Below are 13,875 nucleotides of genomic sequence, written 5' to 3' on the forward strand. Positions count from 1 at the left end.
TTTCATGACCAATTCGCCCCCCAGTGTCGGCCCGGCCCGTCACTCAACAGGACGACTGGACGTTACCGGAGTGAGTCGACGTGTGAACCACCCGACGCCGGGTGGGATCAAAGACCTGGGTAGAACTGGACATCCTACCTAAATTTTCGATTTCGAGCGGCGTTTGGGGACCCTCTTCCCACTACTGGGTGAGATCAGCGTATGGCGGAGCGTAACCAGGTTCATCACCTGAGGATGGGAAAAGCGGGGCACGTACGCCCCGCAGCGGTGCCGGGGGGAGAACGTCCATGAGTGTCATCCGACCGACGACAGTCGAGGTCGAGACGTCGTTAAGGCTCGTCGCACCTGATGCCACCGCGCTGCCGGTGCGTGCCAGTCTGCGCTACGACCCAGCCGACCCGTACGCGGTTCATGTCCTGTTTCATGCCGAATCTGCCGGCGGCGAAGCGGTCAGTTGGTCCTTCGCCCGAGAGCTACTCGTCACCGGGCTCGACGAGCCCGCCGGAATTGGCGATGTCCGGGTCTGGCCGTGGGCCACACCTCGGGGGGACTTCGTCGCGCTCGCCCTTTCTTCACCAGATGGGAATGCCCTGTTTGAGGTGCCTCGCAGTGTTCTGGTCAGGTTCCTCCGGCGGACCTACGTGGTCGTGCCCCGGGGCCGGGAGAGCGAGCACCTCGACGTCGACGCCGCGGTCAACCGGCTCCTCGCCGGTCGCTGAGTCACGGCCCGGACAAACAGCGGCGCCGCGCGGACCTGCCGAGTCCGCGCGGCGTCGAACCGTCCCGATCGGGTACGCCGGTGCGTGGCGACCCAGCCGTGGGTGGTGAGCCCACGGGTCGACCGGTCAGCCGTGGGTGGTGATCCCACCGTCGACCGGGATGACCGCCCCGGTCAGGTACGCACCCGCCCGCGACGCCAGGTAGATCGCCGCACCGGCCATGTCGTCCGGTCGACCGATCCGGCCCAGCGGGACCTGGTGCTCGATCGCCGCCCGGGTATTCGGGTCATCCAACGCGAAAGCCATCATCTTGCTCTCGAACGGGCCGGGGGCGATGGCGTTCACCGTGATGTGCTCGGGGGCCAACTGGTGCGCCAGGCTCCGGGTCAGCATGTGCACCGCCGCCTTCGTCGCCGAGTAGGCGTACACCTCCATCGAGGGCACCCGGATGCCGTCGATCGACCCGATGTTGATGACGCGGGCCGGGTCCTCGACCGTCGCCGCTCCCCGTAGCGCCGGCAGCAGCGCGGTGGTGAGCGTGAACACCGCCTTGACGTTGACCGCCCAGAGCTTGTCGAACGCGCTCTCCGGGTACGCCTCCAGCGGCGCACCCCAGGTCGCCCCGGCGTTGTTCACCAGTACGTCGAGCGCGGGCACCCGTGCGGCCACCGCCTCGGCGAGCCGGAGCGCTCCGTCCGCGCTGGAGAGGTCCGCCGGGATCGACTCACAGGTGCCGAAGTCGGAGAGGCGCCGCGCCACCTCGTCGCAGACGTCGGCCCGACGGGAGGAGACGATCACGCGCGCCCCGGCCTCGACGAAGCCCTGGGCGATCATCAGCCCGATCCCCCGGGACCCGCCGGTGACCAGGACCGTCTTCCCCTCGACCGCGAACAACCCCGGCATGCGCACCTCTTCCAGGAATCGCCGTTTGTCACTCTTGTGACATCCCTAACCCATCCGATACTGTTCGGTAACTTAGTCGCGGTGCCGCCACCGGGGCAACCCCTCCGGACCCGCCCGTCCCTCGGGTCCGACCGTGCCCCGGTGGTGCCACCGCGCCCCTGACGACCTGCGACTCAGCCCAGACCCGTCAGGGCTCCGTGCCGGCGATCCGGACCCCGTCGAGATGGACGGTGACCCGGGGATTCGCGGCGTAACCGGGGGCCGCCGGCACCCAACTGTGGTCGTTCGTCTCGGTGAACGCAGCCCAGTCTGCCCGGCTCACCCGGAGCTTGACCGGCCCGGTCCCGGCACCGACCGCCAGCGTGCCGGCCTCCGGCGGGAAACCCACCTCCAGGTAACCGTCCGCCCCGGTACGCGCCACCGCCAGCGGCACCACCCGACGGCTGACCTTCGCGCAGCCGATCTCGGCCCAGTCGCACCACACGTTGATCGGCGCGGTCCCGCCCTCCCTGGTGAACCAGTAGCGCAGCGTCAGCCGGGAGAGCGGCACCGGGACGGCGCCCACGTTGTCGAGCAGCAGGACCGGCTTGAGCTGGTTGTCGGTCGGCGCCCAGTCCATGTTCCGGTGCCGTACGGACAGGGCGGGCAGGACGGCCGGCGGCGGCTTCTCGACCACGAACAGGGTCACCGAGTCGGCCGGGAAGGTGTGGTTGAGCACACCCGAGGGCGCGCCCGCGTACGGCGGTGGGACCAGGATCGGCTGGTCCGGCAGCCGCACGATCGAGGTCGGGTCGGTGGAGGCGTACCGGTGGACCTGGGCGTGAGGGGCCGTCCGGCCGCGCAGCGAGACCGTACTCGTCTGTTCGACCCCGCTCTTGTTGACCACCATCACGGTCAGCGCCCCGTCGGTGGAGCGCTCGGCCGCGTACACCGAGAGGCGTTCCCGGTCGGCGCTGCCGGCCCGTACCGCGATGTCGCCGAACCGGCCGCCGGCACCGTCGTAGTTGCGGTACATCCGGAACGCGTACGCGCCGGGCTGGTCGGCGGACGGCGGTGCCCAGAGGGTGGCCAGGTCGAGCCCCTCCCGGCCGAAGATGCCGAGGATGTCGGCCTGGGTCAGGGCGCCGTTGATGTGGTCCAGGGCGCCCCAGTTGTACTCGGTGATCGCGGTCTTCGTGCCGGGATAGTTCGCCGCGACGAGTTCCCGCATCCGGGGCACCAGCCGTACCTGGGTGTTGATCCAGCTCTCATCCAGGTAGGACGGATCCCAGAGCGCGCGGGTGGAACGCAGCCGCAGCGCGTTGGTCGCCGGGTCGGAGCCGTTGCCGAACGCCACCCCGGACGCCTGCGGGTAGAAGTGCATGTCGAAGTAGTCCAGCACCCGCAGGTCCTGCTCGTCCTCGTACCGCTTCATCTGTTGCAGGTACCAGGTGGTGAACGGCAGTCCGTCGCGCGCCGCCCGGTCCGGTGGGTCGGCCCAGCACCCGGTACGCCCACAGGTCTCCTGGTCCAGGCCCGAGTAGTCCCACGAACTCCACCCCCAGCCGACCGGGCCGAGGGTGGCCGCACCGGGATCGGCCGCCTTGACCGCAGCCCCGATCTCGTACGCCCGGTCCCGCAGCTCGACCGAACCGGCCCCGAGCGGGTGTACGTCGCGATGGGTGGAATGCCAGATGTCCGGCTCGTTGTCGAGATTGTAGAACCCGACCCCACCCTCCGCGGCGGTGCCGTATTTGCTGGTCAGATGCCCGATCCAGTCGCGTACGTAGGCACCACCGGCCGGGACGCTGGTGTCGAGCGGATCGTTGCCGGTGACCGGGGTCCCGTCCGGCCGCACCCCGTTGCCGCAGTCCGGCCGCCACTCGTCGGTACGCTGCTGCGCCCCGTACTTCGTTACCGAGAAACCGCAGGAGCCGTCGCGGGCCTTCGGCACCCAGCCGATCAGCGGCACGGTCAGGATGGTGTCGCTGCCGGTCCGCCGGTCCTGCTCGACGAACCGGTCGGTGGTGGACCCGTCGGGCAGCGCGTCGGGGTCCTCGTTCGCCTCGGCGATGTTCTCGAAGAACCAGTCCGACGCCCGGTTGCTGGTGTCGTGGCGGTAGTGGTACCGGGTGGTCGCGTTGCCGCCCCACCGGCGTACCGGCAGGTCAAGCTCGTCGGCGAGGGCCTCGTCGGCGAAGTTCATGCCGTAGATGTGCGGGCTGATCGGCTGCCGGTCGGCGGCGAGGTCGATCTCCAGTGCCGGCCCGGCGGCGTTCGTCCCGGCCCTCGGTGCGTCGGACCGGGCGGCGGCCGACGAGGATCCGGCGGGTAACAGACCGGCGGTGGTGGTGGTGAGCAGGGTGACAACCAGCAGGCCTGCGGTGCGGGCGCGCGGGGCGGGCCGACCGGGGACGGCGAGCGGGATGGATCGGTGGCGCATGGGCGGACTCCCGGAGACTCCGGCGCCCGTACGGGCGCGGGCGGACGGTGGAGGTGATGGGGGTGCGGCGACAGCCATCGCCCCACGGGCGTGCTCCCGCCGCGCTCGTCCAGCCCGGACTGCGGTCACGTTACCGATCCGCGACCGGACCAGTCAACGATCAACGTCGATGGCTGCTGCCGTCGGCCGTTTGGTCCGGGCTGGGCGCGGGTACCCCGCGACTGCCCGGGCTCCAGGAGGATGAGAACCATGACCGACGCGGTAAGCCTGATCCAGTCCGACCACCGGGTCCTGGAGAAACTGCTCCACCAACTTCGGGACCCCGATGTCGACCGGGTGGCGGTGGTGGACGAGGTCGCGGCCCGGCTGACCGCCCACCGGAGCGCCACCGAGCAGGTGTATCCCCTGCTGGCCGGGGCGGCGAAGCCGGCCGAGGCGGCGGCGGGACCGGCGCCCGCGATCCCGGACCTCGGCCCGGCGCAGGAGCGGCTGGACGCGCTGCGGTCCTGTGACCCGGACAGCGAGCGGTTCGAGGAGGCGTTGAAGGAGTTCGCCGACGCCGTCACCCACCACATCCAGGTGGAGGAGACGGACGTGTTGCCGGAGTTCGCGGTCGACGACGACCCGGCGCTGCTGGAGCGCGCGGGCGCCACCTTCGAGACCGAGCGGGTCCGCGAACTGAAGGTGTACGGCATCGACGACCCGACGCCCGGTCAGTAATCACCACCGCCGCCGGGGCCGGCACCGGCCCACCGTCCGGTGGGTCCCGCCAGCCGGCTCGGTGCCGGTCCCATCCGGTCACCCCGCGCAAATCGATCAGTCACGCCTCGGCGTGCGCAGATGCGCGGCGGTTGAGCTGCGGCTACCGTCAGGCGGATGGTCCGTTTCGGTCAGACTTCCCCCGACACGGCCGGGTCCGCTCCCGCACCGGGGGCGGGCATCGGCACCACGACGCTGCGCGAGTTGTCGGTCGATCCCGGGCGGAGACGGCCGGTGCTGCTCGATCACCACGTCCTGATCCTGGTGACCGTCGGGCACGGAACGTACGAGGTCGACTTCCGTACGTACCAGTGCCGGCCCGGCACGCTGATCCTGGTCCGGCCGGGGCAACTGATCCGCGCCGACGGCCCGACCGGGCTGGACGCGGTGGTGATCTGCTGGACGGGTGACGTGCTGGCCCGGATCGCCTCCGACGGGACCACGGGACATCCGTTCGGCACCACCCACTGGCAGCTCGCCGGGGAGGACCAGGACGCGGTGATCAACGAGGTGAGCCAACTCGTGGTCGACTGTCAGCGGCACGGCGGTGGTCCCCTCGCCGCCGAACTGCTCCGCCACCAGCTCGCCGTGCTGCTGCTCCGGCTCGCCCTGCTCCCCGACCAGGAGGCCGGGGTCGACGCACCGACGGCGAACGCGGAGACGACCGGCACCTACCGTCGGCTGCGCCGGGAGATCGAGGAGCACTACCGGACCAGCCGACGGGTGGAGGACTACGCCGCCAGGTTGGGCTGCTCGGTGCGTACGCTGACCCGCGCCTGCCTGGCGGCGACCGGGCGCAGCGCGAAGCAGCTCGTCGACGACCGGGTGGCGTTGCAGGCCCGGCGGCTGCTGGCGGCGACCGAGGAGCCGATCGCCGACGTCGGGCGGACACTCGGCTTTCCCGAGCCGACCAACTTCGGCCGGTTCTTCCAGCGCGAGGTCGGCCAGAGTCCCGGTACGTTCCGAGCCGGCCTCGACCGTGGCAGCCCAACCGGCGGCAGCTCGCTCGACGGCCCGTCGCACGGCAGCCCTCTCGGCGGCGGCCCAACCGACGGCGGTCCGATCGGCGGCAGCTCCATCGGTGAGCGGCAGCGGGCCGCCGGCACGGGCGGCGGAATCGGCCCCGGCGCCGGTGGCGGTGGCGGGCCGGGCGACGGGATCGGCGCCGGGCAGCCGGGCCAGCAGCGGGTGCCGGGGCAGCGGCCGGTGACATCCGGACCCCTGGTCGGAACGCCACCGCACGCGTCCGTGCGCACTTAGCGCGAGCCTGTTGCCTGTTCGACAGCGTCCGCAGGCATGATGGTGTCGTGCAAATCTCAGCGCGCGGCGACTACGCGGTCCGGGCGGCACTGAGTCTCGCCTCGGCGTACCCGTCGCTGATGTCGGCCCAGGCCATCGCCCAGCAGCAGGACATGCCGCGCAAGTTCCTCGAGGCGGTGCTGGCCGACCTGCGCCGGGCCGGCATCGTCCGGGCGCAGCGCGGCGCGGAGGGCGGGTACACCCTGGCCAGCCCGCCCCGCGAGGTCAGTGTCGGGACGATCCTGCGCGCCGTCGACGGTCCCCTCGCCGGCGTACGCGGGCTGCGCCCCGAGGAGACCCAGTACGACGGCGCCGCCGAGAACCTGCCCCGGCTCTGGGTCGCGGTGCGGGCGGCCGTACGCGACGTGGTCGACGAGGTGAGCCTGGCCGAGCTGGTCAGCGGACGGATGCCCGCCCACGTACGGAAGCTGACCACCCGTCCGGACGCCTGGCAGCCGCGCTAGGCGCACGAGGCGGCTACCACCTGCCCACGGCCTACCGGGACAGGGCCGCGCACGCCGTGGCGATCTCCGTGGGTAGGCCGTCGTCACCGCAGTCCAGACCCGCCGACGCCCGGCCGACCAGGCGCCAGGTCGCGTCCACCAGATGCAGGAAGACCTGATTCGAGGGGATCACGTCGGTGCTCCGCGCGGGCAGCGCGATCAGCCGGGCGTACGCGTTCCGGCAACCGAACACCTCGACTCGATCGACGGTCACCCCGGCCGACCGGTCGTCGACCAACACCCGGGTCGCCGGCAGCAGTACGGCGAGAGCGCACGACGGATCGTCCGCCACCGGTGCGGTCGGTGCCGGTGCCGGTGGCGCGGTCGGGTTCGGGGAATCGTGACCGCGCTGCCCGGACCGCCCGCCCGGACCGCTTGCCCCGCCCACCGCGTCGGCGTTGGCCGGGGCGACGCCGTCCGGAGCCGCCGGCGCGCCGCTGCCTTCGATCGGCACACGCGGCGGGGTCGAGGCGGTGGCGGTCGCGACGGTCGGCGGGGTCGGTTGCGTGGTACGCCGCTCGTCGGCTCGGGCACACCCCACCATCGCGGAGGTCAGGGCCAACGTGGTGGCCAGTACGGCGGTAGCGCCTCGGGTCCTCATGGTCGCCTCGCATCTCGTCGTCAGTTCCCTCCGGGGCCACTGCCCCGGTCCGGTCACGACGGTAGGAAAGGCGCCTTTCTCGAAGCTGAACCAAACCTTGAACGGCTGGTCGGGTGGCGTTCAGACGACCCCGGCCAGGCCCGAGCGGTCAGCCGCACCGGGCCGCGTCAGGTCGCACGGGCAGTTCCACCGCAGGTGCCACCCGTCCGCTTCGCCCGACTCCCGGGTACCCAACCGCTGGAACGTCGACCGGGCCTCGTCCCAGGCGGCGTGGGCCGCGTCCCGGTCACCGCGTAGCGCGTGCACCGCGCCGAGGTCCCGGAGCGTCCGCGCCTGGCCGAGGTCGTGGTCCAGTTCGCGCCAGGCGCCGTACGCCTGCTGCAGTGTGTCGTGGGCGGTGTCGAGTCGGCCGGCGGCGAGGTGCATCTCGCCGATCGTCCGCCGGACCAGTGCCGCCCCCAGCCGGTCGTGCAGCCGATGACACGCCGACAGGGAGCGTTCCAGCGGTTCCCGGGCCCGGTCCACCTCACCTCGTCGCAGCCAGACCTTGGCCAGCGCCTGCTCGGTGTAGCAGGCAAGATGCGCGTCCGCCCTGCTGCTGGCCATGTCGTCTGCCCGGGAGCACCAGAGTTCCGCCGCCTCCAGGTCGCCGCGTGCCCGGTGCACCAGGCCGATGCCCCGAACCGCGATCGTCTCGCCCCGCCAGTGGTCCAGCGCGCGGTACCGGTCGATCGCCTGCTCCAGCCACTCGATCGACCGGGCGTCGTCGCCCCGCTCCCGGTGACAGTGCCCGAGACCATAGAGGGCGTATGCGGCGCCGTCCTCGTCACCGTGCCGGGTGAGGGCGACAGCAGCCGCCTCCAGCAGGGGAATCGCGTCGCGGTGCCGACCCACCTCACGCAACACCGAGCCCAGACCGTTGCGTGCCGCGGCGGCACCTGGTTGGTGTCCGGCCTGGTCGAAGAGAGTTATCGCGGAGGAGAAGTACCGTTCGGCCTCGGCGAACCGGTCCTCCTTGTACCGCAGCAGCGCGATGCCGCACTCGATGACGGCCTGCGCGACCCGGTTACCGGCCTTGCGGGCGGCACCGAGCGCCGCCGCGTGCGTACGGTCCCAGCCGACAAAGTCGTTGTGTACGGCGAACGACGCGAAGACCAGCGCGTCGGCGAGCGCGCACGAGGCGCCGTCCATGCCCAGCTCGGCGGCCCGCTCGACCGCCGCGACCAGGCCGGGGCCCTCCGCGTCCAGCCAGCCGGGCCGGAGGTGGTCCGCGGCGAGCACGTACGACTCCAGGCTGACCGGGATGGGCGGCTGCCGGTACAGCGGCGGCACCGCGTGGGGCAGCCGTTCCCCGAGCCGTTCGCACAGTTCCGTGGCGGCCCGCAGCACCCGGGCGACCGCCAGGTGCAGGGCCTCCTCGGTGTCCTCGTGGACGGCACACTCCTGGGCGTAGAGCCGTACCAGGTCGTGCATGTGGTAGCGGACCACCCCGTGCACCGGGTCCTGGGCCACCTCCACCAGCCGTGCGTCGGCGAGCTGTTCGAGCAGCTCCTCGGCCATGTCCACCGTCTCACCGGTCAGTGCCGCGGCGAGCCAGTCGGCGAAGCTCGGCGAGTCCATGAACCCGAGCAGCCGGAAGACGCGTTGCGCCGCCGGGCTGAGGCCGCGGTAACCGACCGCGACGCTCGCCCGTACCGCCAGGCCGTCGGCGGTCAGCTCGTCGAGTCGTCCGCGCTCGTCACGGAGCCGGTCGGCCAGCCGGGAGATCCGTCGGTGTGGTCGGGCCGCCAGCCGCGCACCGGCGATACGCAGGGCAAGCGGCAGGCCGGCGCACATCTCGACCACCGTACGGGCGGCCTCCGGCTCGGCCGCGAGTCGCTCCGTCCCGATGATCCGCCCGAGCAGCGTCAGCGACTGGTCGTCTCGGAACATCTGCATCTCGAGGTGGTGCGCCCCCGGAATCGTGGTCAGCCGGGCCCGACTCGACGCGATCAGGGCACTGCCCACGGCACCGGGGACCAGCGGCAACACCTCCTCGCCACTGACCGCCGAGTCGAGCACGATCAGGATCCGGCGACCGCTGAGCGCGGCCCGGTACTGCCCGAGCTTCTCCTCCAGGGTGCGCAACTGCTGGACGTTGGACACGCCCAGGGCACGCAGCACCTGGTTGAGGGCGCCGGCCGGGTCACCGCGCCGACCGTCGAGCCCGACGAAGATCTGACCGTCCGGGTAGCTGTCCCGCAGCAGGTAGGCCAGCCGGATGCTCAACGACGTCTTGCCGATGCCGCCGGGTCCGGCCAGGATCAGCGGCGGCCGTGGGGTCGAGGACCGCTCCGGCCCCGCCAGCAGGGTGAGCGCCTCGGCGATCTCCGCCTCGCACCCGGTGTGGTCCGGGAGCGCGGCCGGGAGCTGGCAGCCCGGTCCCGTCGGGTCGGCCACCTCGTCGCTCTCCCACGGCCCCGGCTCGGCCGGCGGTGGCACCGTAACCGGTGGCGTCACCGGCTCGACGGTTGCCACCGAGAAGCGGGTGGGAAGCTCGTCGTGGAGGATCTCCTGGTGCAGCTTCCGCAGCTCGGCGCCCGGATCCACACCCAGTTCGTCGGCGAGCAGGGCACGCGTACGGGCGTACTGGTCGAGCGCCTCGGCGCGGCGGCCGCCGAGGTGCAGCGCCCGCATCAGGTGTAGTACCACCGGCTCGGCGAGCGGATCGCGCTCCAGCGCCCGGGCGAGCCGATCCGCGACCGGTCCGGGGCGCCCCTGCCGGAGTTCGCTGTCGGCCCAGTCGAGCAGTACCCCCAGCAATTGCTGCCGCAGCCCTTCCCGGACCCGGGCGGCCCAGTCCCCCGGCAACCCGTCCAGCGGGTCGCCGCGCCACAGGTCGACGGCCTCGCGCAGGAGCCGGACCCGCCGGGGGTCCTCCGACCCCAACTCGCGCGCCTGCTCGGCAAGGGTACGGAGCCGGTGCAGGTCGAACCGATCGCCGGCCGGGCCGAGCAGGTAACCGGACGGACGTCGGGCCAGCGTGATCGGGGTGACGTCGCCGGTGTCCGCACTGGACAACAGCCGCCGGATCCGGGTCACGTACGTGTAGAGCACGCCGCGTGCGTCGATCGACGCGGAGCTGTCCCAGACCCGGTCGATCAGCACCTCGGGCGGTACGGACCGGCCCGCGTCAACGGCCAGGGCGGCCAGGACCAGTCGCTGTTTCAGCGGGCCGAGTTCGAGTGGCCCTGCCGCGCCGATGATCTGTAGTTCGCCGAGTATCCGCAGTTCCACGGCACCGCCCCCGCACCCGTAGGACCACCGCTCCACCGGCTCTGAACTCCGCTGGTCGGGGGTGTCAAGGATTCGTTCAGTTTCGTTACCGGCCCGGCTGCGAACGTTTTGCCACGCACCGCTCCGGTGGTGGTGGGCAGGCCGCCACCCGCCATCGGAGACCTCACCCGACCTCCATCGGAAAGGAGCCGCAAGCCACAACTTCATCGGACGACCAAAAGGGAGCCGCGACCGGAACGGCGGCTCTCCCGGTGGTGTGCGTCCGCGATGACTGTAGCCGGCGCTTCGACGGCAGCCAATGCGGCTGTCGTGATGCCGGCACCGCCCGGAAAGTCCGTTCCGACCTGCAAACACCATTCAACTGAAGGACGTAGCTGTGAAGCTTTTCGTCAGAATTGCCGTGATCCGTGGCCTGGCCAGGGTGATCACCGGTGCCGCGCTCGGCGTACTCACCATCGCCGCCGGGACGCTGGTCGCCACCGCCCCGGCGCAGGCGTCGACCCTCAACGGGCCGATCGGTCGCGACGAGATCATCGACCGCGCCCAGAACTGGGTCGACCGGGACATCACGTACACCCAGACCGGAACCTGGGCCAGCGACCCCGAGGGTTCCCACACCTACCGCCGCGACTGTTCCGGCCTGGTCTCGATGGCCTGGCACCTCTCCCGCAGCTACGTCACCGACGACTTCCAGGGCGACAACGCGATGTGGGACACCCTCGGGAGCCTGCACGACTTCCAGCCGGGCGACGCCATGGTCCGCAGCGGACACATGGAACTGTTCTCGCACTGGAAGAACCGCAACGACCACACCGAGGGCGCCTACGTCTACTCCTTCAACAGCGACGGCCAGACCGTGCAGAACCCGTACGCGGACAACAACACCGGGGCACGCGGGTTCAACGGATGGAGCGACCTCCTGTCGTACAAGCCGATCCGGCGTACCGGTCTCGACAACTCGGCCGGAGCGAAGGGGCCGGCGCTGGTGCACGACGACGGCAGCAGTGCGATGACCATCCACCGGTGGACCTCGACCGGGTCGTCGTTCGCCCGGACCAGCGACTACACCTCCTCGGGCTCGTACAACCTGGCGGCCGTGGGCGACCGGGTCGCCTCGGGTGACGTGACCGGCGACGGCGTCGACGACATCGTGATGGCGTACCAGCTCGGCGACGGCACCTTCGGCTTCTACGTGTACAAGAGCGGCATAACCTCGCTCGGCCGCTGGTACACCTCCGGGCCGTTCAACCTCGACCCGGTCGGCGGTCGGCTGGTGGTGGGTGACTTCACCGGCGACGGCAAGGCCGAACCGGCCCTGGTACGCGACGAGGGCGACGGAGACATGACGATCTACCGATGGATCTCGACCGGAACATCGTTCAGCCGGACCACCGACTACTCCTCCACGGGGTCGTTCGAGCTGGCGAACGTGGGCGACCGGGTCGCCTCGGGTGACGTGACCGGCGACGGGATCGACGACATCGTGATGGCGTACCAGCTCGCCGACGGCACCTTCGGCTACTACGTCTACAAGAGCGGGGTCAACTCGCTCGGCCGCTGGTACACCTCCGGGCAGTACAACCTCGGCCCGGTCGGCGCCCGGCTGGTGGTGGGTGACTTCACCGGCGACCGCAAGGCCGAGCCGGCCCTCGTACACGACGACGGTGGCGGGGCCATGACGATCCACCGCTGGACGTCGAACGGCTCGTCGTTCAGCCGCACCACCGACTTCACCGCTCCCTCGTTCACCGTCAGCCAGGTGGGCAACCGGGCCGCCTCGGGTGACGTGACCGGTGACGGGATCGACGACATCGTGATGACGTACCAGCTCGGCGACGGCACCTTCGGTCACTACGTGTTCCGGAGCGGGATCAGCTCGCTCGGCCGGTGGTACACCTCCGGGCAGTACAACCTCGGCCCGGTCGACGGGCGCCTGGTTCTGGGGAACTGGTAACCACGGAGCAACACCCGAACCCGCCCCGGGCGACCGTCCATCGGTCCCCGGGGCGGGTCACGTTCGCGGTGACAGGCGCAGGCCGAGCTGGTACGTGGGCGGCAGAAGAGCCGCGAGCCACTGGTCCGGGCGGCCGGAGCAGGTAACGGGGTCGGCCCAGGTCAGGCGGACAGTCGCACCGCGCGACGGGCCGGTACGGCGGGCCGGGTGCCGAACAGCCGGGCGGCGTACGCGAGTGCCACCGCCCTCGGCCGGGCGACGAGCGTGTCCGGCACCAGCAGCGGCGGGTCCACCACCGAGGCACCCAGGGCGGTCAGCCACTCGGCAAGCTGCCGGTGGGTCTCGTGGGTGCCCCGCGGCTCGGGTGCGGTCACCACCGGCACCGCCCCGATCCCGAGCAGGCCCTCCGCGGGCAGGGCCTCACCGAGCAGCTTGAGTACGCCCGCGTACCCGCCCTGCCTGGTCGGGGTCGCGACGACCAGCAGGCTGGCCCGGCAGACCAGGTCGACGGCGCGGGTGACCTCGACGCTGTCCGGGGTGAGCAGGTGAGGGGCCAGCCAGGCGAGATCGACGGTGACCGGCGCCGGTTGGGCGAGATGGGCGGCGATCGCGGCGCTGACCCGTTCGGCCAGGTCCAGGGTGGATGAGTGGGGACGCGGATCGCCGGACACGGTGACGATCATGGTGTCACTCCTCGGCGCAACTGGGCCGGCTCACCCGACGGAACGGGCGGCGGCCGAAATCCACAACGGATCGGGGAACGGGTCGGTCGGACATCGGTGGCCGGCGACCCGGGGAGGGAGCGACCGTCACCGGTGGTTGTGCGGCGCGTGCTGCGAAGCAGCGCGACAACGGGCGGTGACTGCCGGACGGATAATCGGGACCCGGCAAGCGGACATGGCCGTGGGAAATGGGATTGACAGGCTCGGCCCACCCTTGCCTCCCCCCATGCTGCCGCTGCACCAGGAGCCGGTCAACCCCCATCCACCATTCGGGACTTTTGCCCGGCTACCTGATCGACCTGCGGCGTCATGGCCAGAACAACTCCTTAAATCCCATGTGATAAGTAGGATTATTCATTGATGTTCTTCGTCCTCGGGCGGGTTCCTGGCCAGCATCGCCTCCGTCCGATGAGGACAACGGGAGGTTTGCCGGACCGTCGCCGGGGGAACCTTCGATCCGTCCCCCCGACACCGACTGTTTTTACGAAGGGAGCACGGCCATGGGTCTGATGTTCCGTAAGCGCAAGAAGTTCGGCCCACTGATCCTGAACTTCACCGAGAACGGCTTTTCCTCCTGGAGCATCAAGATCGGCCGCTGGTCGTGGAACTCCAAGGCCCGCGCACACCGCGTCGACCTGCCCGGACCACTGTCCTGGAAGCAGGACAAGCGCTGACCGAGGAATCGGATGAGGGGCCGGCGAACCCGCCGGCCCCTCA

At 71.1% G+C, this 13,875-nt stretch carries 11 protein-coding genes; 6 read left to right on the forward strand and 5 right to left on the reverse strand.

The genetic code is table 11. From position 1 onward, the window contains the following. Positions 1-287: 287 nt before the first annotated feature. Complete coding sequence (locus OIE47_RS02565) at positions 288-719, forward strand: SsgA family sporulation/cell division regulator (RefSeq protein ID WP_121159322.1); 432 nt, start codon at positions 288-290, stop codon at positions 717-719. A gap of 126 nt (positions 720-845) precedes the next feature. Here the strand turns inward: OIE47_RS02565 and OIE47_RS02570 are convergent, their stop codons facing one another. Together OIE47_RS02570 and OIE47_RS02575 are read right to left on the reverse strand one after the other, a co-directional pair. Continuing rightward, positions 846-1,622 carry an SDR family oxidoreductase gene (locus tag OIE47_RS02570; RefSeq protein WP_326559857.1) on the reverse strand — a complete coding sequence of 259 codons (777 nt, stop codon included), beginning with the start codon at positions 1,620-1,622 and terminating at the stop codon, positions 846-848. 187 nt (positions 1,623-1,809) lie between these two features. Next, a complete protein-coding gene (locus OIE47_RS02575; RefSeq protein ID WP_326559858.1) occupies positions 1,810-4,044 on the reverse strand; it encodes a glycoside hydrolase family 44 protein in 2,235 nt (744 codons plus the stop codon). Positions 4,045-4,293: 249 nt separating this feature from the next. Between OIE47_RS02575 and OIE47_RS02580 the strand changes: the two genes are divergently transcribed. The 3 genes from OIE47_RS02580 to OIE47_RS02590 all read left to right on the forward strand — a co-directional run bounded on the left by OIE47_RS02580 (position 4,294) and on the right by OIE47_RS02590 (position 6,566). Beyond that, the gene (locus tag OIE47_RS02580; RefSeq protein WP_326559859.1) at positions 4,294-4,764 is read left to right on the forward strand and encodes a hemerythrin domain-containing protein; all 471 of its coding nucleotides are present in this window, start codon (positions 4,294-4,296) and stop codon (positions 4,762-4,764) included. Between the two features lie 156 nt (positions 4,765-4,920). Next, positions 4,921-6,063 (forward strand): AraC family transcriptional regulator, encoded by a 1,143-nt coding sequence (locus OIE47_RS02585; RefSeq protein ID WP_326559860.1) that lies wholly within the window; start codon positions 4,921-4,923, stop codon positions 6,061-6,063. A 47-nt stretch (positions 6,064-6,110) separates the two neighbouring features. Further along, the gene (locus OIE47_RS02590; RefSeq protein WP_326559861.1) at positions 6,111-6,566 is read left to right on the forward strand and encodes an RrF2 family transcriptional regulator; all 456 of its coding nucleotides are present in this window, start codon (positions 6,111-6,113) and stop codon (positions 6,564-6,566) included. 31 nt (positions 6,567-6,597) lie between these two features. Here OIE47_RS02590 and OIE47_RS02595 read toward each other — a convergent pair whose 3' ends face one another. Together OIE47_RS02595 and OIE47_RS02600 are read right to left on the reverse strand one after the other, a co-directional pair. Further along, positions 6,598-7,206, reverse strand: coding sequence for a hypothetical protein (locus OIE47_RS02595; RefSeq protein WP_326559862.1), 609 nt, complete (start codon positions 7,204-7,206; stop codon positions 6,598-6,600). 120 nt (positions 7,207-7,326) lie between these two features. Beyond that, the gene (locus tag OIE47_RS02600; RefSeq protein ID WP_326559863.1) at positions 7,327-10,482 is read right to left on the reverse strand and encodes an AfsR/SARP family transcriptional regulator; all 3,156 of its coding nucleotides are present in this window, start codon (positions 10,480-10,482) and stop codon (positions 7,327-7,329) included. Positions 10,483-10,858: 376 nt separating this feature from the next. Between OIE47_RS02600 and OIE47_RS02605 the strand changes: the two genes are divergently transcribed. Next, positions 10,859-12,436: an FG-GAP repeat domain-containing protein gene (locus OIE47_RS02605; protein WP_326559864.1), complete on the forward strand. Its 1,578-nt coding sequence runs from the start codon at positions 10,859-10,861 to the stop codon at positions 12,434-12,436. Between the two features lie 161 nt (positions 12,437-12,597). Here OIE47_RS02605 and OIE47_RS02610 read toward each other — a convergent pair whose 3' ends face one another. Then, on the reverse strand, positions 12,598-13,119 hold the full coding sequence (locus OIE47_RS02610) for an NADPH-dependent FMN reductase (protein ID WP_326559865.1): 522 nt from the start codon (positions 13,117-13,119) through the stop codon (positions 12,598-12,600). A gap of 539 nt (positions 13,120-13,658) precedes the next feature. Here OIE47_RS02610 and OIE47_RS02615 point away from each other — a divergent pair. Beyond that, entirely contained in the window at positions 13,659-13,832 is a 174-nt protein-coding gene (locus OIE47_RS02615; RefSeq protein ID WP_326559866.1) for a DUF4236 domain-containing protein, read from the forward strand. Positions 13,833-13,875 lie beyond the last annotated feature (43 nt).

Origin of the sequence: Micromonospora sp. NBC_01796 (assembly GCF_035917455.1) — a bacterium.
In the GTDB taxonomy this organism is placed as follows: Bacteria; Actinomycetota; Actinomycetes; order Mycobacteriales; family Micromonosporaceae; genus Micromonospora_G.